This window comes from Methylomonas sp. DH-1, assembly GCF_046097555.1.
Taxonomy (GTDB): Bacteria; Pseudomonadota; Gammaproteobacteria; order Methylococcales; family Methylomonadaceae; genus Methylomonas; species Methylomonas koyamae.
This window is the reverse complement of the sequence record NZ_CP143089.1, coordinates 2,423,400-2,442,685: the sequence shown is the minus strand read 5'-3', so window position 1 is coordinate 2,442,685 and position 19,286 is coordinate 2,423,400. Positions and strand designations below refer to the sequence as shown.

The 19,286-nt window shown below is 60.3% G+C and carries 13 protein-coding genes; 7 read left to right on the top strand and 6 right to left on the bottom strand.

Annotation, left to right across the window (positions count from 1 at the left end; all coding sequences use genetic code 11):
- Window position 1: 1 nt before the first annotated feature.
- From VXJ35_RS11125 to VXJ35_RS11095, 7 genes are all read left to right on the top strand, one after another.
- Window positions 2-1,756 (top strand): ABC transporter ATP-binding protein, encoded by a 1,755-nt coding sequence (locus VXJ35_RS11125; protein ID WP_197496049.1) that lies wholly within the window; start codon window positions 2-4, stop codon window positions 1,754-1,756.
- 39 nt (window positions 1,757-1,795) lie between these two features.
- Window positions 1,796-3,121, top strand: a complete 1,326-nt coding sequence (locus VXJ35_RS11120) for an alginate export family protein (RefSeq protein WP_064021606.1) — start codon at window positions 1,796-1,798, stop codon at window positions 3,119-3,121.
- Window positions 3,122-3,186: 65 nt separating this feature from the next.
- Window positions 3,187-4,410, top strand: coding sequence for an NAD(P)/FAD-dependent oxidoreductase (locus VXJ35_RS11115; protein WP_064021605.1), 1,224 nt, complete (start codon window positions 3,187-3,189; stop codon window positions 4,408-4,410).
- A gap of 10 nt (window positions 4,411-4,420) precedes the next feature.
- Complete coding sequence (locus VXJ35_RS11110; RefSeq protein WP_064021604.1) at window positions 4,421-7,102, top strand: nitrate reductase; 2,682 nt, start codon at window positions 4,421-4,423, stop codon at window positions 7,100-7,102.
- A gap of 19 nt (window positions 7,103-7,121) precedes the next feature.
- Window positions 7,122-8,297, top strand: coding sequence for an EAL domain-containing protein (locus tag VXJ35_RS11105; protein ID WP_064021603.1), 1,176 nt, complete (start codon window positions 7,122-7,124; stop codon window positions 8,295-8,297).
- 166 nt (window positions 8,298-8,463) lie between these two features.
- A complete protein-coding gene (locus VXJ35_RS11100) occupies window positions 8,464-9,852 on the top strand; it encodes an ATP-binding protein (protein WP_064021602.1) in 1,389 nt (462 codons plus the stop codon).
- Window positions 9,845-10,537, top strand: coding sequence for an SDR family oxidoreductase (locus VXJ35_RS11095; protein WP_064021601.1), 693 nt, complete (start codon window positions 9,845-9,847; stop codon window positions 10,535-10,537). The genes VXJ35_RS11100 and VXJ35_RS11095 overlap by 8 nt, the downstream gene beginning before the upstream one ends.
- A 101-nt stretch (window positions 10,538-10,638) precedes the next feature.
- Here the strand turns inward: VXJ35_RS11095 and VXJ35_RS11090 are convergent, their stop codons facing one another.
- The 6 genes from VXJ35_RS11090 to VXJ35_RS11065 form a co-directional block, all read right to left on the bottom strand.
- The gene (locus VXJ35_RS11090) at window positions 10,639-11,439 is read right to left on the bottom strand and encodes a SapC family protein (RefSeq protein WP_064021600.1); all 801 of its coding nucleotides are present in this window, start codon (window positions 11,437-11,439) and stop codon (window positions 10,639-10,641) included.
- A 78-nt stretch (window positions 11,440-11,517) separates the two neighbouring features.
- A complete protein-coding gene (locus tag VXJ35_RS11085; RefSeq protein ID WP_197496047.1) occupies window positions 11,518-12,396 on the bottom strand; it encodes an efflux RND transporter periplasmic adaptor subunit in 879 nt (292 codons plus the stop codon).
- Window positions 12,393-14,438, bottom strand: a complete 2,046-nt coding sequence (locus tag VXJ35_RS11080; RefSeq protein ID WP_064021599.1) for a hypothetical protein — start codon at window positions 14,436-14,438, stop codon at window positions 12,393-12,395. The genes VXJ35_RS11085 and VXJ35_RS11080 overlap by 4 nt, the downstream gene beginning before the upstream one ends.
- Window positions 14,439-14,462: 24 nt before the next feature.
- The gene (locus VXJ35_RS11075) at window positions 14,463-16,643 is read right to left on the bottom strand and encodes a hypothetical protein (protein WP_064021598.1); all 2,181 of its coding nucleotides are present in this window, start codon (window positions 16,641-16,643) and stop codon (window positions 14,463-14,465) included.
- Entirely contained in the window at window positions 16,625-18,529 is a 1,905-nt protein-coding gene (locus VXJ35_RS11070) for an efflux RND transporter periplasmic adaptor subunit (protein ID WP_064021597.1), read from the bottom strand. The genes VXJ35_RS11075 and VXJ35_RS11070 overlap by 19 nt, the downstream gene beginning before the upstream one ends.
- A gap of 6 nt (window positions 18,530-18,535) precedes the next feature.
- Window positions 18,536-19,156: a VPLPA-CTERM sorting domain-containing protein gene (locus VXJ35_RS11065; protein WP_064021596.1), complete on the bottom strand. Its 621-nt coding sequence runs from the start codon at window positions 19,154-19,156 to the stop codon at window positions 18,536-18,538.
- Window positions 19,157-19,286 lie beyond the last annotated feature (130 nt).

The following is a 19,286-nucleotide window of genomic DNA, read 5'->3' as shown; positions in this document are numbered from 1 at the left end:
CATGAACGCAGCCCAAGCCAAAATCATCGAACTTTCCATGCATAAACACGCTACCGTTTCCCCGGCCAACGATCCGATCAAACCGTTGGTGGAACTGAAAAACGTCTGCAAATCCTACGGCGAGGGCAACAGCCGGACTTCGATTCTGAAAGACATCGACCTGGACATCAAGGAAGGCGAATTCATCGCCATCGTCGGTTTTTCCGGCAGCGGCAAAACCACGCTGGTGTCGCTGATCGCCGGCCTGATCTATCCGGACAGCGGCGAACTGCTGAAAAGCGGCCAGGCCATCCGCGAGCCGGGGCCGGACCGCGGCGTGGTATTTCAAAATTACTCGTTGATGCCGTGGCTGACCGTCTACGAAAACGTGGCGCTGGCGGTGGATGCGATCTTCAAGGACTGGACGCCGCAACAACGCCGGGCCCATACCGAGAAATACGTCAACATGGTCAATCTGGGCCGGGCGATGGACAAAAAGCCGTCGGAACTGTCCGGCGGCATGCGCCAACGCGTCAACGTGGCGCGTGCCCTCGCGGCTAACCCGGACATCCTGCTGCTGGACGAACCGCTCAGCGCATTGGACGCGTTGACCCGCGGCAATTTGCAGGACGAAATTCTACAAATCTGGGAACAGGACCGGAAGACGGTGATTCTGATCACCAACGACGTCGACGAGGCCATCTACATGGCCGACCGGGTGATTCCGCTGAAACCCGGTCCCGATGCCACTTTCGGCCCGGATTTCGTCATCGATTTGCAACGGCCGCGCGACCGCACCGCTTTGAACCACGATCCGGAATTCAAACGCCTGCGCGCCGAAATTACCCGCTACCTGATGGATATCGGCCTGCAAAAAACCCAAGCCGAAATCGGCGACAAACTGAAGCTGCCCGACGTGCGCCCGAACACCAGCAACGACTGGAAACTGGACACCTCTGCGCTGAAACCGAGCCAGGCCGATCTGGGCCGACCGCGCTACCTGGAGTTTTCCAACCTGTCGAAAATCTATCCGACCCCGGACGGCAACGGCACGGTCAAAGTGGTCGACGGCTTCGATCTGAAAATGAAAAAAGGCGAATTCGTCTCGATCATCGGCCATTCCGGTTGCGGCAAATCCACGGTGTTATCGATGACTGCCGGCCTCAACGACATCTCCGAAGGCGGCATTATTCTGGACAACCGCGAAATCACCGGCGCCGGCCCGGACCGCGGCGTGGTATTCCAGGCGCCCAGCCTGTTCCCTTGGTTGACCGCGTTCGACAACGTCATGCTCGGCGTCGATAAAGTCTATCCGCACGCCAGCCAGGACGAGCGCGAGGACATCGTCGAGTATTACCTGACCCGGGTCGGTCTGGCCGACAGCATGTTCAAAAAAGCCGCCGACCTGTCCAACGGCATGTGCCAGCGGGTCGGCATCGCCCGCGCCTTTGCCTTGTCGCCGAAACTGCTGTTGCTCGACGAACCTTTCGGCATGCTCGATTCGCTGACCCGCTGGGAATTGCAGGAAGTGTTGATGGAAGTCTGGGAACGCACCCACGTTACCGCCATCGTCGTGACCCACGATGTCGACGAAGCCATTTTGCTGGCCGACCGGGTGGTGATGATGACCAACGGCCCGCACGCCAAAATCGGCAAGATCCAAGAGATCGACCTGCCCCGACCGCGCAGCCGCAAAGCCTTGCTCGAACATCCGGATTATTACCGGTACCGGGAGAGTCTGTTGACCTTCCTGTCCGAATGCGACCACACCCACTGATTTTTCGCTTACTCGTTATTAATTGCCAAGGGGGCATTTATGCCATTGCAGAAAAACCAATTCCCGTCCGCCACGCTGCTGTCGATGGCCATCGCCAGCGCCAGCGCCAGCGCACCGGTATCCGCCGATCTGACCAAGGAGGTGGAAGACGCGCTGAACTTTTACCATTACGGCAGCAACGGCGCGGTAAAACTGGACTTGAACTACCGCTGGGAAAATGTCGACCAGGACCAAGGTCCGGTCATACCGGGCAAAGCGCCGCGCCGGGTCGAGACCGCCAACGCCAACACCGCCCGTCTGCGGCTGGGGTTGCTGTCGCCGACCTTCTACGACTTTCAGGCCTACGTCGAATACGAAGGCAATTATGCGTTGCAGGAAGACTACGACCAAGGCGGCACCACCACCAACCGCCACCGCGACTATTCTCTGGTCGCCGACCCCGACCGTAGCGAATTGAACCAGTTCTGGCTCAGTTACAAAGGCATCCCGGATACCTTGGTCAAAGTCGGCCGGCAACGGATTAAGTTAGACGACGACCGCTTCATCGGCAACGTCGGTTGGCGGCAAATGGAGATGACCTACGATTCGATTTTATTAACCCACAACAACCAAACCTTGTTCGGACTGACCGTCAACGCCGGTTATCTCGACCACATCCAGAACATCTTCGGCGAAACCGAAACCATCAACGCGCCGATCCTGAACCTGAACTACAAGGTCAGCGATTGGGGCAACCTGATCGGATACGGCTACTGGCTGGACTACCGGCAACGCGAGAACTACCACAAATCCTCGCAAACCTACGGCTTGCGCTTCGACGGTAAATCGCCGCAGTTTTTCGATAAATTGAATTTTCTGTATACCGCGGAATGGAGCAACCAGCTCGACTACGGCGACAACCCCAACCATTACCAAGCCGACCGCTTCAATTTCATGGGCGGTGTCAGCGGCTTCAACCTGAGTCTGCAAGGCGCCGTCGAACAGCTCAACGGTTACGGTTACACCAATAACGTCGCCAGCACCAACGGCAGCACCTACAAATCCTTCCAGACCCCGCTCGGCACCAACCATGCCTTCCAGGGTTGGGCGGATTTGTTCCTGACCACGCCGGCCGCCGGTATCCGCGACGTGTTTGCGACCGCGACCTACAAAATGATGAACGACAGTCTGATCGTCACCGGCGTCTACCACGACTTCTACGACGATACCGGCGGCATCGAGTACGGTAGCGAATGGGATTTCTCGATCCTGAAAAAATTCGGCAAACACTACACGCTGTTGGCCAAGTACGCCAATTTCAACACCGAAAACGCGGCGTTTACCGATACCCAAAAAATCTGGCTGCAAGCCAACGTCAGCTTCTAAAACCCCGGCCGAACCGGGCGTCGTCCGCCCCGGTTCGGCTATCACTTGAGTTGTTAGATAAAGTCATGAAACTGAAACTGGTAGTCATAGGCAATGGCATGGCGGGCATGCGCACCGTCGACGAATTACTGCAATTGGCGCCCGAACGCTATCAAATTACCGTGTTCGGCGCTGAGCCGCACGGCAATTACAACCGGATCATGTTGACCCCGGTGCTGTTCGGTGCCAAAAGCATCGCCGAGATCATGATTCACGACTTCGATTGGTACCGCAAACACGGCATCACACTGCATTGCGGCACCGATAAGGCGGTGGTCGGCGTCGATCGCAGCCGGCGCCGCGTGGTAGCTAAGGACGGTACCGAAGCCGAATACGATTATTTGCTGCTGGCCACCGGTTCCCTGCCGTTGATGCTGGATATCCCCGGCCGCGATTTGCGCGGCGTATTGGGCTTTCGCGACATCGCCGACGTGCAAACCATGATTGCCGCCGCCGCCAGCAAAACCCACGCAGTCATTCTCGGCGGCGGCTTGCTCGGTCTGGAGGCCGCCAACGGCCTGTTGCAACGCGGCATGCAGGTCAGCGTGGTCAACCGCGCCGGCCACCTGCTGAACAAGCAACTGGACCGGCAAGCGGCCGGATTTTTACAGCAGCAACTGGCCGGCAAAGGCATCGATTTCCATCTGGGCTGCACGATAAGCCGCATTCTCGGCGAGGACGGCCAGATCCAGGCCGTGCAACTCAGCAACGGCGAGGTACTGGCAGCCGATTTGCTGGTGATGTCGACCGGCATCAAACCGAACATCGCCTTGGCCGAACGCATCGGTTTGGAGTGCGAGCGCGGCGTCATCGTCGACGACCTGATGCAAACCAGCGATCCGCGGATTTTCTCGGTCGGCGAATGCGTACAACACCGCGGCGAATTGTTCGGCCTGGTGGCGCCGGTCTACGAACAGGCCAAAGTCTGCGCCCGCCAATTGTCGGGCCATGCCGGCAGCATTTACCAAACCCTGTCCTCGGCGACGATGCTGAAAGTCACCGGCATCGACTTGTTCTCGGTCGGCGATTTCGAAGGCGACGCCGATTGCCAAGTGTTGCAGTTGATCGACCACGGCCTCGGCGTCTACAAGAAAATCGTATTGCGCGGCGATATCGTGGTCGGCGTGATCCTGTACGGCGACACCAGCGACAGCGCCTGGTATTTGAATTTAGTCAAACAGAAAACGCCGATTGCCGCGATCCGCGACCGCCTGATATTCGGTCAGACGCCGTTAGCCGCAGCCGCTTAAGCATTAGCCAATGAGTCTTCCAACCGTCAAAACTACCTGCCCTTATTGCGGCGTCGGCTGCGGCATCGAAGCCACGGTCGAAGATCCGGCCGCACACAGGGTCACCATTAAAGGCGATCCCTACCACCCGTCCAACTTCGGCAAACTGTGTTCGAAAGGCGCCACGCTGGGCGATACCGTCACGCTGGAAAACCGCCTACTTTATCCGGCCGTCGACGGCCGGCGTTGCGATTGGGACACGGCGCTGGACCACGTCGCCGGCCGCTTCCGCCAAATCATCGCCGAACACGGCGCCGATGCCGTGGCGTTTTACATTTCCGGCCAATTGCTGACCGAAGACTATTACGTCGCCAACAAGCTGATGAAAGGCTTCATCGGCTCGGCCAATATCGATACCAACTCCCGTTTGTGCATGTCGTCGGCCGTGGTCGGCTATAAACGCGCCTTCGGCGCCGACACCGTGCCCTGCAGTTACGCCGACCTGGAACTGGCCGATTTGATCGTGCTGGTCGGCTCCAACGCCGCCTGGTGCCACCCGATTGCGTTTCAACGCATCCGCAAGGCCAAGGATAACAATCCGAATTTAAAAGTCGTCGTGGTCGATCCGCGCCGCACCGCCAGTTGCGATATCGCCGACCTGCATTTGCCGTTGAAACCGGGCATGGACGCGCTACTGTTCAACGGATTGTTGTGCCACTTGCAGCGCGACGGCCGAATCGACAAAGACTACGTCGCCAATTTCACCAACGGTTTCGCCGAGGCCTTGCACCAAGCCGAAACCGGTGCCGGCTCGGTGGCCGCGGTCGCCGCCGGTTGCGAGCTGGACCCGGCCGATGTCGGCCAATTTTTCGCCTGGTTTGCCGGCACCGAACGCACTGTCACGGTCTATTCGCAAGGCATCAACCAATCCAGCTCCGGATCGGACAAATGCAATGCCATCATCAACTGCCATCTGGCGAGCGGCCGGCTGGGCAAACCCGGCATGGGGCCGTTTTCGTTCACCGGCCAACCCAATGCGATGGGCGGCCGCGAAGTCGGCGGCCTAGCCAATATGCTGGCGGCGCATATGGATCTGGACAATCCGGCGCACGTCGACCGGGTCGGCCGGTTTTGGCACAGCAAGCGGGTGGCGGACAAACCCGGACTGAAAGCGGTGGAGATGTTCGAGGCCATCGGCGACGGCCGGGTCAAGGCGGTCTGGATCATGGCCACCAATCCGGTGGTGTCGATGCCGGACGCCGATCGGGTGAAACAGGCGCTGCAACGCTGCGAATTCGTCGTGGTATCGGATTGCATCGCCAATACCGATACGGCCCAACTCGCGCACGTGTTGTTGCCGGCCACCGGCTGGAGCGAAAAAGACGGTACCGTGACCAATCTGGAGCGGCGCATCTCGCGGCAACGGCCGTTGTTCGCCGCCTCCGGTGAGGCCCGCCACGACTGGTGGATCATTAGCCGGGTGGCGCAGCGCATGGGCTTTGGCGACGCCTTCGCCTACCAATCCAGCGCCGAAATCTTTCGCGAACACGCCGCGCTGTCGGCGTTCGAAAACGATAGCGCACACCAACTACGCGACTTCGATTTATCGGCCTTCGCCACGATCGGCCAAACCGAATTCGATAGCTTGCAACCGGTGCAATGGCCGGTGACCCGCGAGCGGCCGCAAGGCAGTCCGCAGTTGTTCGGCGACAAGCAGTTTTTTACCGCCGACCGCAAAGCCAGGTTCATTCCGGTCGCGCCGCAAGGGCCGCGGAATAAGGTCGACGCCGATTACCCGTTCACGCTGAATACCGGCCGCTTGCGCGACCAATGGCATACGATGACCCGCACCGGTTTGGCCGCCAAACTAAACGCGCACCGGCCGGAGCCCTTCGTCGAAATCCAACCGGCCGACGCCGAGCGCTTGCAATTGAAAAACCGCAGTCTGGCCCGTATCGAAAGCCGTTGGGGACAAATGCTGGCCCGAGTCGAAATCGGCGCCGGCCAACGTCGGGGCAGCTTGTTCGTGCCTATGCATTGGACCGGGCAAGTCAGCAGCCACGGCCGGATGGGGGCCTTGGTCAACCCGGTAGTGGACCCCTACTCCGGCCAGCCGGAAAGCAAACAGACGCCGGTGCGAATTTCGGCGTGGCCGGCCACTTGGTATGCGACGATATTGGCCCGGCAACCGTTGGCGATCCGGGATTGCGAGTACCAGGTCAAGATTCGCGGCGAGCAGTTTTACCGTTACGAGCTGGCCGGCAGCGGCGCCGGTAAAGACTGGCGCCAGTGGAGCCGGGAGTTGTTTAGCGAAAACGGCATCGCCGGCGTCGGCGACTGGCTGGAATACAGCGATCTGCAAGCCGGTTACTACCGCTGCGCCTATTTGGCCGGCAATCGGCTGCAAGCCTGCCTGTTGGTCGGGCCGGATTTCGAGTTGCCGGAACCGGGTTGGCTGTGCAGCCTGTTCCCGAAACCGGAACTAAGCCGCAGCGAACGCCTGGCCTTGCTTAGCGGCCAACCGCCGAAAGGCGAAGCCGATATTGGCCGAATTGTCTGTTCGTGTTTCAATGTCGGCGAAAAAACCATTCAACAAGCGGTGCAAACCCAAAAGTTACAAAGCGTGGCGGCCATCAGCGCCTGCCTGGGCGCCGGCAGCGGCTGCGGTTCCTGCGTCGCCGAATTGAAGGAGTTTTTGCCCCAGCCCGGTTAACTCGACGCGCACAAGGACCATGCCAGAAAAATCAACGCTATTTCCCTATTTTCAACCCATCATCGCGATAGCCAGCAGCAAAATCGTCGGTTACGAAGCGTTGGCCCGCCAATACGACGCCAAAGGCAACGTGGTTTCCGCCGGCGCCCTGTTCTCTTCGGCCGAGCTGGACATCAAGCGGCGTACCGAGCTGGACCGCCAGGTACGCTGGCAGGCCTTGGAGAAGTTCTCGCAACAGGCCGATAGCCAAACCTATCTGGCGCTGAATATTTCGGCGGCCTGGATCGAAAACTTGCGCCAGCTCAATGCGCTGCCGACCTTGCGCATGCTGGAAGAGTTGAATATCGACCGCCAGCGCATCGTCGTCGAAATTTCCGATGCCCACGTCGATCCGCACAAGTTGAAACAGATCGTGCAGCGCTACCGCAAACACGGTCTGCGGGTGGCGATCGGCGATTTCGGTGCCGGCTCCTCGCAACTGGAACGGGTCATCGCGATCCAGCCCGACATCATCAAAATCGATATGCGTTTGTTCAAGCGCGCCGCCAGAGGCAGCAGCATCGCCACCGACATCGTCCATCTGATGTCGCGCCTGGGCCAACGTACCGGCGCCCGCATCGTCTGCGAAGGCGTGGAAAGCGACGAGGAGTTTTTATTCGGCTTGAATTGCGGCGCCCAATTCATGCAGGGCTTTTTGTTTGCCAAAGCCAAAGCCGATTTCCTGCCCGTCAACAGTTTCGAGCAACACGCGGCCTCGTTGCGCGGCAAATTCGTCAAGAACACGCTGCCGCGGGTACAAAAGGAAATCAACGCGATCAATGCCACCAAAGCCCTGATTTACCGCTTGGCCGAAGCGCTGCAGGACGATTTCAACTTGAACGAACTGGTCAGTTGGAATTTCACCCAAAGCGGCGTGATTCGGTTTTACCTGTGCAACAACCACGGCGACCAGATTTCACCAGATTTCAATTTCAGCGAAAACCAATGGTTCACCGATCCGCGCAAGATCGGCTTCAACTGGTCCTGGCGGCCGTATTTCTTTCAAATGCTGGCGCTGGAAAACTGCGGCGACCGCGACCGGATCGTCACCTCCGAACGTTACCGCGATTTCGAAACCAGCCAGCTCTGTAAAACTCTGGCGCTGCGGCTGGACCACGAGCGCATTTTATTGGTGGATACGGTGGCCGGCGATTAGCGTCTCGCTAAGGCCGCGATCGGTGCCGCTATCCGTTTCGCCAGCCGCTTCGGTTTGGCCCTGCCGGCAGGATGCCGCGGCATGGCTTTTTACTATAATCAGTCGCACAGCCGCCAACCGGCGGGATGATACGGCGCAAGTTCCGCCGGATTCTTAAGGCGACGAAATGAGCGACGACGACAACTTATCGAAAATCCTGGTGATCGACGCCGATAGGCCGGCGATACTGGTGGTCGCTACCGATGCCGAACTGGCAATTCGTTTGAACCGGCTATTCAATCTGGCGGAAGTTGCCGATAGCGGCGAAATCGGCGGACAACCGAATTATCTGGTGCGTTGGGCCGATACGCCGGAGTGTGCGGAACAGGCCATCGCCGCAGGTTTGGCCAACAACGCCCCGTTTAACTTGGCCTTTGTGTCGCATCCGTTGCGGCAAGCGAACGGCGTGGCCTTGATAAAACGCTTGTGGGAAGCGGATTCCGGATTGAATGCCGTGCTCTGTAACGCCGATCCGGGCTTGGATTGGCCGCAGATCGCCGAAAAACTGGGCGAAAGCGACCAGTTGCTGATTTTGCAGCAGCCGGTTTCCGATTTGGTCGTGCGCCAAGTGGTAAACGCCATGGTCAGGCAGTGGCAATTGGTGAAACAAACCCAGGACGTCATGCAGTTCATCGTCATGCAAAATCGGCAGTTGGATGCGACCAACCACCAGCTGCAGGACATCCAGGCCCAGTTGCTGCAATCGGAGAAAATGTCGTCCATCGGCCAATTGGCCGCCGGCGTCGCCCACGAAATCAACAATCCGGTCGGATTCGTCAAATCCAACCTGAATACCTTGAAACGCTATATCGCCGATTTACTGGATCTGGCCGACGCTTACCAAAAGGCCGAAGCGGCCGTCGCCGACGCCGGTCTGCTGGCCGCTATCGGCGCGGTCAAGCGCCGGATCGACCTCGATTACCTGCGCCGCGATGCGCCGGAGTTACTGGAAGAATCGCTGGACGGGATCAACCGGGTCACCAAAATCGTTCAGGATTTGAAAGACTTTTCTTATCCGCAACGCAATAACGACGCCTGGCAGTGGGCCGATTTGCACGCCGGTCTGGATAGCGCGTTGAACATCGTTTACAACGAATTGAAATACAAGGCGGACGTCGTCAAACGTTACGGCGAGCTGCCGTTGGTCAATTGCCTGCCCTCGCAGTTGAATCAGGTCTTCGTCAATTTACTGGTCAACGCCGCGTATGCGATCGATAAACACGGCGTAATCACGGTTGCCACCGGCAGCGGCGGCGACAAGGTTTGGATCGAAATCGGCGATAGCGGCTGCGGGATGACGGACGAGCAATTGAGCCGAATTTTCGATGCCTTTTATACGACTAAACCGGTCGGCAAGGGCACCGGGCTGGGCTTGACGATTTCCTACGGCATCGTCAAAAAGCACGGCGGCGAAATCACGGTACGCAGCAGCATTGGCAGCGGCACGACGCTACGCATCGAGCTGCCGGTAGACGCCGAACAAACCAACGACACTGGCGGGAACGCTGATGGTTGAAGCCAGGACTGTCGTCATTACCGGTGCCACTCGCGGCCTGGGCCGAGCTATGGCCGAGAAATTCGCCGTTCTGGGCCACCGCGTCATCGGCTGCGGCCGTTCCGCCGGCGCTATTGCCGAGTTGGCTGCCGCATGCCGCGGCAACCACCGGTTCGATACGGTCGACGTCGCTGAAGACGCAGCGGTGGCGGCGTGGGCGCGAGCGGCCATCGCCGAGTTCGGCGCTCCGGACCTGTTGCTGAACAACGCGGCGGTCATCAACCCGGTGCAGCCGTTATGGCAAATCCCGGCCGCCGATTTCGATGCGCTGGTCGATATCAACATCAAGGGCGTCGCCAACGTTATCCGCCAATTCCTGCCGGCGATGCTGGAACGGCAGCGCGGCGTTTGCGTCAACTTTAGTTCCGGATGGGGGAGGAGCGTGGCGGCCGGCGTAGCGCCCTACTGCGCCAGCAAATGGGCCATAGAAGGGCTGACCAAGGCCTTGGCCGCCGAACTGCCCGCAACCATGGCGGCCGTCGCGCTGAATCCGGGGATTATCGACACCGATATGTCGCAGACCTGTTTCGGTGCCGCTGCCGCGCATTACCCGACAGCGGAAAGCTGGGTCGAGGCGGCGGTGCCGTTCTTGCTGAAACTCGGCGCCGCCGACAACGGCAAGTCGTTGACCGTTCCCGGTCATTGACCAGCCGGGGCAGCAACGTCATACCTCGGTAGTTCCCTCAATGCTTCGTCGGTCAGAAAACCTGCGAATTGCTGCGATCCGTTACCGAGTTACAACTGCTATCAATGCAATTTTTCGTCCGGCGCATGGCCGGTAGCCGCTTCCTCGGCCGGTTTGTCGCCGTCGGCGGCCGGCACCGGATTGTGCGCCGCACTGCGTTCCAACATGCCGGTAAAGTTGCGCATCGATTGCAGGTGCAGATAAATTAATTCCAATTCGTCGAGTTTGAACAAATCGATCACTTGCTCGTCGGCCAGGCGTTTCAGGCGTTCGCGGTTTACCGCGAAGAATCCGGCCAGGCGCGAACGTTGGCCGGAAGTCAAAGTAAACTCGGCCTGCATCGGCTCCAGCAAATCCAGTTCGCGCAGTTTCTGGCAAAATGCCTGGGTTCTCAGATTTTGGCCCTGGTATTCGTTGACGAAACGCAGCATGTTGTCCAGATATTGGGTTCTTTCGCCTTCGGCATCGAACAGGCGCTCGCCTTTATTTTCTTGGTTGCAGCCGACGAAATCCTCGTCGATGCACAAGGTAAACGTCGAGCGGTCTTCGCTTTCCGAGAACACGAACGGATAACGGCGGAGAAAGGCCGGCACGTATTTGGCGTCCCAGTGGTTGGCTTCGTTGACGAACAGGTTTTCCCGTTCCTTGATCCCCAGCAGCACGATAGGCATCGTGCCCTCTTCGTTACCGGCAAAAACGATGGTGTATTCGTCGGCCGCACTGGCGAACTCGACGGCCAAAATCGGCACCGAATTGACGTGTTTGGCAAAAGAATAATCGTTGCCGGCCTTGACCGACCAGCCAGTGTGGCGGTCCTTGGAAACCGGTACGACTTTTTCGTAAATCAGTAATTGCGTTGCCATTGCTCATTCTCCTGGTTAAGTAATTTTACTGCGTGTGATTTTAGCCGGACCCGCCGCCGGAATTGCTGCGGATATCGATTACAACGCCAGCGTCGCCTTGCATTTGACCCCGCCGGGCAGGTTGCCGGACGGATTGGACAAATCGGCGCGGACCTGAAACGTGCCGCTGGCGGCGTCGATGACTTGGTCCACCAGATTGATCGCCACATTATAGCGGCCCTCCAGCGGCGCTTCCGGGACGATATCGGCGCGCATCCCCGGTTTGACCCGGGTGTAATAGGCCAAAGGCAATATCATTTTCACCCGTAACGGATCGATCTGGGCCAATTTCAAAATTGTAGTCGTGGTACCGCCGACTTCGACCACTTCCCCGGGGTACATCAATTGTTCGGTGACGATACCGTCGATCGGACTATGGATTACCCGCAGCCCCAATTGGGCGTTGGCGTAGGCCAGTTCGAGCTTGGCCACCTGCTTGCTCTCGCGGGCGGACAGCAACTCCGCCTGGGCGACATTTTTTTCCGCCTCGGCGTCGTCGCGTTCCTGCGCCGAGCTGTAATTCTTCTGCGCCAGCGCGTTTCGCCGGTTCAAGCTTTGAATGGCATGGGCCAGACGGCTTTCGGCGACGGCCAATGGGCCGTTCATCGCCGCCCGGACCCCGGCCAGTTCGGCCGCGGCACGCTCGACGCTGGACTCCAGGCTGACCAACGGCGTATTGCGCTTGACCGTATCGCCGCGACCGGCGTGGACTTGGTCGATCAAGCCGGTGACCGGGCTGCGGATTTCGAGCAACTGCGACGGCTCGATCAGGCAATCGAAGGTGGCTTGCCCTGGAGCCTCGGCCGCGAACGCCGGTATCCAGGCAGCCAACAGTAATCCGGAAACCCATCGGTAACGTCCGCCCGACATCGCTGTAGCTTGCTTCATTCTCTGGTTAACCTCGTTGGTTTTGGTCATTCCGTGGCGCCGGAAAACGCCAATTGCCGGCGCATCTGCCGGTCCTGCCGCATCGTCGCCCGCCGTTGCGCGGCATTGGCCGCCTCGGCCTTGCGCTGCATCGTCCGCCTGAGCAGCTTGACCGCCGACGCCGGCGGCGATCCCGGCCATTGCAGTGCGGTCCAGTTGGCCAGCGCCGAAGCGTAATGCTGCAGCAGTTCGTCGTCCAACGCGACGATGGCGCGGCAACTGCCCGGATCGCCTTGGCGGGCGCAGCGGCCGAACAATTGCCGGTCGATCCGCGCCGACTCGTGCCATTCGCTCAGCACGACGTGTAAACCGCCGCGTTCGGCTACCGCCGGGGCCAATGGGATGTCGGTACCGCGGCCGGCCATGTTGGTGGCTACGGTAACCGCGCCGGGTTGGCCGGCCTGGGCCACCAAACTGGCTTCGTCCTCGTCTTGCAATGCATTCAGGACCTTATGGACTATGCCGGCGCCGGCCAAGGCGCGGGAAATCGCCAGCGAGGCCATCACCGAGCGCGTACCGATCAATACCGCCCTGCCCTGCGTCAAAATCTGCCGGACTTCTTCGACAATCGCCGCGTGTTTGGCCTCGGCGTCGCGCAGCAATAGGCTCGACCGTTCGATGCGCTGGCAGGGCCGGTTCGGCTCGACCCGCAAAGTCGGCACTCGGTACACCGCCGCCATCTCCGCCGCGACTTCGCGCAAGGTTCCGCTCATGCCGGCCAAACGCAGGTAACGGCCGAAAAACACTTGGTAGGTCAGCCGCGCCAGCGTCCGGTTTTGGCCGGTGGCGGCACAGCCCTCCTTAACCTCGACCAGTTGGTGCAGACCTTGCTCCCAACTGCGGTCCGGCAACAGACGCCCGGTGAACTCGTCGACGATCACGATCTTGCCATCCAGCACGACGTAATGTTGGTCGCGGCGGTAGACGTAGATCGCCCGCAACGCCTGCAGCACGTAATGCTCGCGGACCCAATCCAGCTGCCAGAATTCGTCAAGGACTTTACGCCGCGATCCTGGCTCGGCCAGGTAGTCTTCGGCCAATTGCGCCAAGTACAGGCGGCCTTCCTTGCTCAATTCCGGTATCCGCTGCGCGCCGACCAACCGGAAGTGCAAATCTTGCTGCAATCGTTCGGCAACATTCAATACCTGTGCAAACACATCCCGGTCGGCGCCGCGATCGCTCAGTGCCGACAATATCAACGGCGTGCGCGCTTCGTCGATCAATATGCTGTCGGCCTCATCGACAATCGCAAAATGCAAGCCGCGCAGCCGCAGCCGCTCCTCGCCGCGCTGCGGCTGGTGCAAACGCCGAACCGCCAGTTGCGCCGGGCTGTTGATGCCGCCGGCGTTGACCCGGTCGCGCAGGTAATCGAACACCAAATCCTTATTGGTGCAGTAGGTCAAATCCTGGGCATATTGATGTGCCCGGTCATTTTGGGCCACGCCGCCGTGGACCACGCCGACGCTCAAGCCAAAAAAGGCAAACAGCGGCAGCATTTTCTCGGCGTCGCGTTGCGCCAGATAATCGTTGACCGTCACCACGTGCGCCGGTACGCCGGCCAGCGCCGCCAGACAGGCCGCCAGCGCGGCGGTCAGAGTTTTACCTTCGCCGGTATCGAACTCGATTAAGTGCCCGCACAACAACTTCCAGGCCGCCAGCAATTGCGGCGGATGCGCCAGCAGCCCCAACCGGCGCCGGGCCGCTTCGCGCACCAGCGCCAAGGCCAGCGCTCCGCTGGCGAAATCTTTACCGACGAAGGCGTTTCTGGCCGCCTGCCGGCTTTCGCGTTGTAGCCTGGCGTCGTCCCACCGTTCCAGCCCCAGGCCTGCGGCTTCGGCTTCCACCGCGTCGCGGAAGCGGATGCGTTCGCGTTGGCGCGGGTACCAGGTGCGCAGTTTGCCTTGCCACCATCCCGTCACCCAGCGGTCCAAGCCGGAATCGGCGGTATCGGCCCGTTCCGGAAAAATACGCGCCGCCAAACGAACCTGGGCAGGCGGCCATTGCCCAACATTCGAAATCCTGGCGTCGTTCATAGTAGCGCTCCGCGGGCCGGCCGGTCAGGAGTGGAAATGCGCCAGAAACAGACGGCGTAAGCCGCGCCAAATGCGCTTGCCCACCGGCTCCAACGGATGCTCGAAACGGACGCTGACCCGGCTGCCGATCAAGCGGTAAGGAAAATCGTCGGGCAATCCCAGCTCGTATTCGAAATGGCTGGTCAACGCACGCCGGCCGCTGTCGTCGCGCGGATCGGTGGCGATTTCGCCGCCGCCGGAACGCCCCAACGCGGCGCTGGGTAGTTCGTTGGAAGCGGCCGGCACGCTGCGCAGTATCGTCGCCGGCCACAAACTGGCCGCCGCAAACGGCAGCTTAACCCGCACCGAACGGGTGTGCTCGCGGATCAGTGCTTCGTCCGACTGGTCGACGATGATGCGGACCCGCGGCGGTGCCGGCGGAATTACGTAACCGAGCACGTCGCCCTGGCGAAAGTGGCGGCCGGGCATGTCCTCGCTTTGGCTGAGCCAGAGCCGGCCGCCGCTCGCGCTTTTTACGGTCAGCCGCGCATTTCGCTCGGCCAAATGGGCCAGGGCTTTTTGTTCGCGGCGCAATTCCGCTGCATACCGTTCGCCGGCGGCCGGGTCTTCCAACCGGGCGGCATCGTAACGCACTTGCGCGGCCTCGGTGCGGGCGGTTTGTGCCGCCAATTCGGCCGCCAGACCGGGATCGGCCAATTCCAGGACGGTTTCGCCCGGCTGCAACTCGCTGTCGCTGGCCGCCGAAACCCGTTCGGCAAATCCGGTTTGGCCCGCCCTGACCACGGCACTGTCCGGCAACCATAGTACGCCATCGACTTGGGTATGGTGCGGTAACGGCAGCGCGAACAAGAACAAACCCAGCCCGGCGGCCAGCGCCAAGATCACCCGCCGCGGCCGGCTGTCGATGCCGCCGCCGGCGAAATTTCGCGCCAGCCAGGTAAGCGCCCGCCATAACGGCAGCGCAATGCTGGCCGCGATACTCCACACGGCGATCAATACGCCGACGGCAAAATATTGCCCGGCGACGAACACGGCGATGGAGAACATGACGAAGGTCCGGTACAGAAACGACAACGGCGAATACAACGTGAACCAGAGCGCTTCTCCCGGCGCTTGCACCGGCGAATCGGCGTAACGCCGGCCGAGCAAACGGCGTTCTAACAGATAGCCCCACCAACGGCCGGCGCGTTGCGCCAGATTGGGAATTTCCAGCGCGTCGCTGGCGATGTAATAGCCGTCGTAACGCAATAGAGGGTTGGCGTTGAACAACACGGTAGTAACGCTGGCCAGCACCGTGACGTCGTATGCCAGGGCTTTGGCCATACCCGGCTGCAGCCATAGCCACAGGTAGAACGCCAGCGCCGCCAGCCAGACTTCGACCAGCATGCCGGCGGCACCGACCAGTATCCGGGCGCGTTTGTCGGGAAAGGTCCAGGAACTGGAGGCTTCCAGATATGGCACCGGCAAAAACAGCAACAGCATGATGCCCAAATCGTGAACCTCGCCGCCGCCGCGCTTGCAGGCCAAGCCATGGCCGAGTTCGTGCAAAATTTTGACCAACGGGAACAGTACCGCCAGCATCAGCAGGTTATCCAGGGCCATAACCCTTTCGCCGAAATTGTTGGTCAGCTCTCGCCAATGCGACGCGGCCAATACCAGGGCCGGTAGCACACAGGCCAGCCAGAGCGCCGCGCCGCGCCAGTTCAGCAACGGCGCCAGCCGCTTGGCGGCGCGCTCCAGAAAACGGTCGGGGTCGAACAGCGGGATTCTGATCGCCAACGGGTTGAAATAGCTCGCCGCCCGCTTGCGCCATGTCTGGCTGCGGCCACGGCCGGCCAATTCGCCCAAATCCGGCAAGGTGTCGCTAGCCAATAAATCCAGGCTGTGCAATTGGCCGAGCAAACTCAGTATCTCTTCCTGGCTGGGCAAATGCTCGCCGGCTTCGGCTGCCAGTCTCAGCCACAGTTGTTGCAGCGTGGTGCGGCCGTCCAGTAAGCGGATGATGCGGTATGCCTGGCGGTCGAAACGGTGGTAGCGGGCATTGATGCGGTCTTCGACCACGTACCACAATTGCCGGCGCCAGTATTGGGGATGGATGCGCAAGGTGTCGCGCAAGCGCGGCGCCAAGCCGCCGACCCGGTACCAATGGCTGTTGACCAGCTGGCTGCCCAGCGTCGAATCGGCAGTTACCAGCCCAGTGTCCATAGCGTATACCGCGCCCAATCGAACACCCGGTGCAGCGCAATCCAGAGCAAGGTCCGCTCGCCCGCTGCCAGTTTACCGACGCCTTCCATGCCCGGCTGCACGCCTCGGTTCTCGCCCAGCACGGCCGCTTCGACCCGGAAACTGTTACGGCCGTCTTCCGCCAACGCCACCGGCGCAACCTTGTTGACCCTCAGCGCGAAACGCTCGCCGGGTAAGCCGGTCAACACCAATTCGCCCTGCTCGCCTTCGCGGACATGCACGATGTCGCGCTCGTCCACTTTCAACACCACCCGCCAGGCCGACATCGGCGCCACCTCGAACAAGACTTTACCTTGTTCGACCGGTGCGCCCTGCTGTTGCGACAGATCGCCTTTGACGATGACGCCGTCGAACGGCGCGACGACGGTGGCCCGCGCCAACTTGCTGCGCACAAAAGCCAATTCCGCCTGGGCTTCGTCGAGCTCGGCTTGCGCCAGCCTGACTGTCACGGCGATGCCTTTCGCCATCGCTTCGCGCAGTTTACGTTCGGCCAGTTCCGCCTGGGCCACCCATTGCGATTCTTCCAACCGCAATTCGCGCTCGTCCAGCCGCGCCAAGATGTCGCCCTGCTTGACCGCATCTCCGGCCCGCAAATAGGCTTCCTGGATAAATCCGGCAAACGGCGCGGCGACCACGCGTTGCACCTTGCCTTCCACTGTCGCCGGCGCCCGCACCCGAAAATCGACCGGTACCGTCGCCGCCAGCAACAAACCGATCACGGCCAAGGTGCCGGCAAATTTCAAACCCGGATGACTAGGACCCAGCCAGTCGGCCAGCATCCGCTTCAGGCTGTCGCGGCCGTGAGCCGCCAAACCGCGGGCGGCGAGCGCGTGTAAATCCAGCGCCGGCGCCAACGCCAATGCCAGCGTCCGGAAAAATTCGAGCTCGGCCGGGGCGGGTTGGGCAGCCAAGTCCAGCAGCAAGGCCCCGACCATGCGCCCGCGCTGGCTGAGCGGCAGTACTACCGCGGCCGGCGCTTCGGCTTCCCGGCAATAATCGGCGACGCCATTAAAAGAGATTGTAGCGCTATCGCCGGTTTCGGCGGCAGGATGGGCCAAGGCCTGGCCGGACAACAAGGCTTCCCGCATCGCTTCGCGCGCGGCGGCCATCAGGTTGGAACGCGGCTCGAAACTGGCGCTGGCCGACACGCTAGCCAATTCGATGTGCTGGCCGGACGCGTCGCAATGGCCGATGACAGCAAGCCGGCACGGCACCGCAGCGGCCAGACGGTTGACGATCCAGCGTGCAGCGTCATCCGGATCCGGTTCAGCCAATACGCCTAGTAGTAAATCCTGCAATAACGCGGATTGCGTCAGCCGCAAGTCTCGATCCAACAGATGGCGGCGGTCGAACAAACCCACCAACCATCCCGCGCCCCAGTGCAGCAAGCGTAACGCGTCGCGCATCGCCGCATCGCCGCCGCCGGCTACGTGCAACACGACGACGCCATAGGTTTCTTCGGCGGATAGCAGGGGATAGGCACATTGGATCAAGCCGGCGGTATCGTTGCGAACGATGCCGCGCTGTTCGACCAATGCGTCTTGGGCGATTTCGGCCAGAAACGACATATCGCGCTGCGGATCGGGCCAGACCGCGGCCGGCGCATAATTGTCGCCTTCGTCATGCAACAGCAAAATACCGGACTGCGCCCTAGGTATCCATTGGCACAGAATGCCTAACCAGGCACGGCATAATTGTTCTGAGGTTTGGGCATGGACCAACTGCGACCAAAAGTCATCGGCCGCGCCCTGTGCGGCACCGGCGCTGGAAAATCCCGAATCCGCGCGGGATTCGGGACTGACCGTTCCGACTACGGCAGCGGATCCGCGCTGGGCGGAGCCACTCATGTCCGGTTAAACTGAACGGCGGACTCGGGAAACGGCCAACATGCCTAAGCCGGACAGCATCATCAGCAAAGATGGCGGTAGCGGTACTGCCGCAACATTGGCAATTTTGGATATGGTGTCGATCGGATCCAAGTTTTCATCGCTTGCGTCCAACGTTAGCGCCACCGAGGTATCTTGACCGATCGGAAAATTGTTGTTCAGTTGGAAGCTCAACAGCAGCGAGTAGGTTCCCGACAAAGCCAGCGGCGGTAACGGTTGAAAGTTGGAATCCAATGCATACCAGGCTACGCCGATGGAGCCGTTACCCAGGTCGAAATTCGGTATCAAAGTGCCGGCAGCATCAAGCCCGTTCAGTGCATCAACCGGCGCGCCATTCTGGTAAAAATCGCCGTCCAGCAAGGTCAATAACGCAGGATCGAACACCAGACCCAAATCGAAAGAGGAAATTAAAGTGTTAGCGCCGAAATCGAAGTCGAAGGTAACGTCGACATTGCTGCCGGGAGCGCCCGCCACATCGTGTGGGGTGATGCTGATCGCGGCCCGTGCCGCCGGTGCGGCCAATACCAAGGCCGCGGCAGCTAACAGCGGAAATAACAAGGAACTGAATTTGGCATGTCTGTTAAGCATAAAAACTCCGTTTGATCGATTCTTTTGAAAAACTGGTATGGCCCGTCGGTAGCCGCTTGGCACCATTGCTCAGCATAAAATGCGCCAACTAATATCACCGCCAAAACATTAACGACTTATACCACAAAAC

Excerpts from the sequence above, each read along its gene's own strand:
- VXJ35_RS11125 (WP_197496049.1), top strand. The coding sequence starts at position 2 with ATGAACGCAGCCCAAGCCAAAATCATCGAACTTTCCATGCATAAACAC.
- VXJ35_RS11065 (WP_064021596.1), bottom strand. The coding sequence starts at position 19,156 with ATGCTTAACAGACATGCCAAATTCAGTTCCTTGTTATTTCCGCTGTTA.
- VXJ35_RS11075 (WP_064021598.1), bottom strand. The coding sequence starts at position 16,643 with ATGGACACTGGGCTGGTAACTGCCGATTCGACGCTGGGCAGCCAGCTG.
- VXJ35_RS11120 (WP_064021606.1), top strand. The coding sequence starts at position 1,796 with ATGCCATTGCAGAAAAACCAATTCCCGTCCGCCACGCTGCTGTCGATG.
- VXJ35_RS11090 (WP_064021600.1), bottom strand. The coding sequence starts at position 11,439 with ATGGCAACGCAATTACTGATTTACGAAAAAGTCGTACCGGTTTCCAAG.
- VXJ35_RS11110 (WP_064021604.1), top strand. The coding sequence starts at position 4,421 with ATGAGTCTTCCAACCGTCAAAACTACCTGCCCTTATTGCGGCGTCGGC.
- VXJ35_RS11085 (WP_197496047.1), bottom strand. The coding sequence starts at position 12,396 with ATGACCAAAACCAACGAGGTTAACCAGAGAATGAAGCAAGCTACAGCG.
- VXJ35_RS11080 (WP_064021599.1), bottom strand. The coding sequence starts at position 14,438 with ATGAACGACGCCAGGATTTCGAATGTTGGGCAATGGCCGCCTGCCCAG.
- VXJ35_RS11105 (WP_064021603.1), top strand. The coding sequence starts at position 7,122 with ATGCCAGAAAAATCAACGCTATTTCCCTATTTTCAACCCATCATCGCG.
- VXJ35_RS11070 (WP_064021597.1), bottom strand. The coding sequence starts at position 18,529 with ATGAGTGGCTCCGCCCAGCGCGGATCCGCTGCCGTAGTCGGAACGGTC.
- VXJ35_RS11100 (WP_064021602.1), top strand. The coding sequence starts at position 8,464 with ATGAGCGACGACGACAACTTATCGAAAATCCTGGTGATCGACGCCGAT.
- VXJ35_RS11095 (WP_064021601.1), top strand. The coding sequence starts at position 9,845 with ATGGTTGAAGCCAGGACTGTCGTCATTACCGGTGCCACTCGCGGCCTG.
- VXJ35_RS11115 (WP_064021605.1), top strand. The coding sequence starts at position 3,187 with ATGAAACTGAAACTGGTAGTCATAGGCAATGGCATGGCGGGCATGCGC.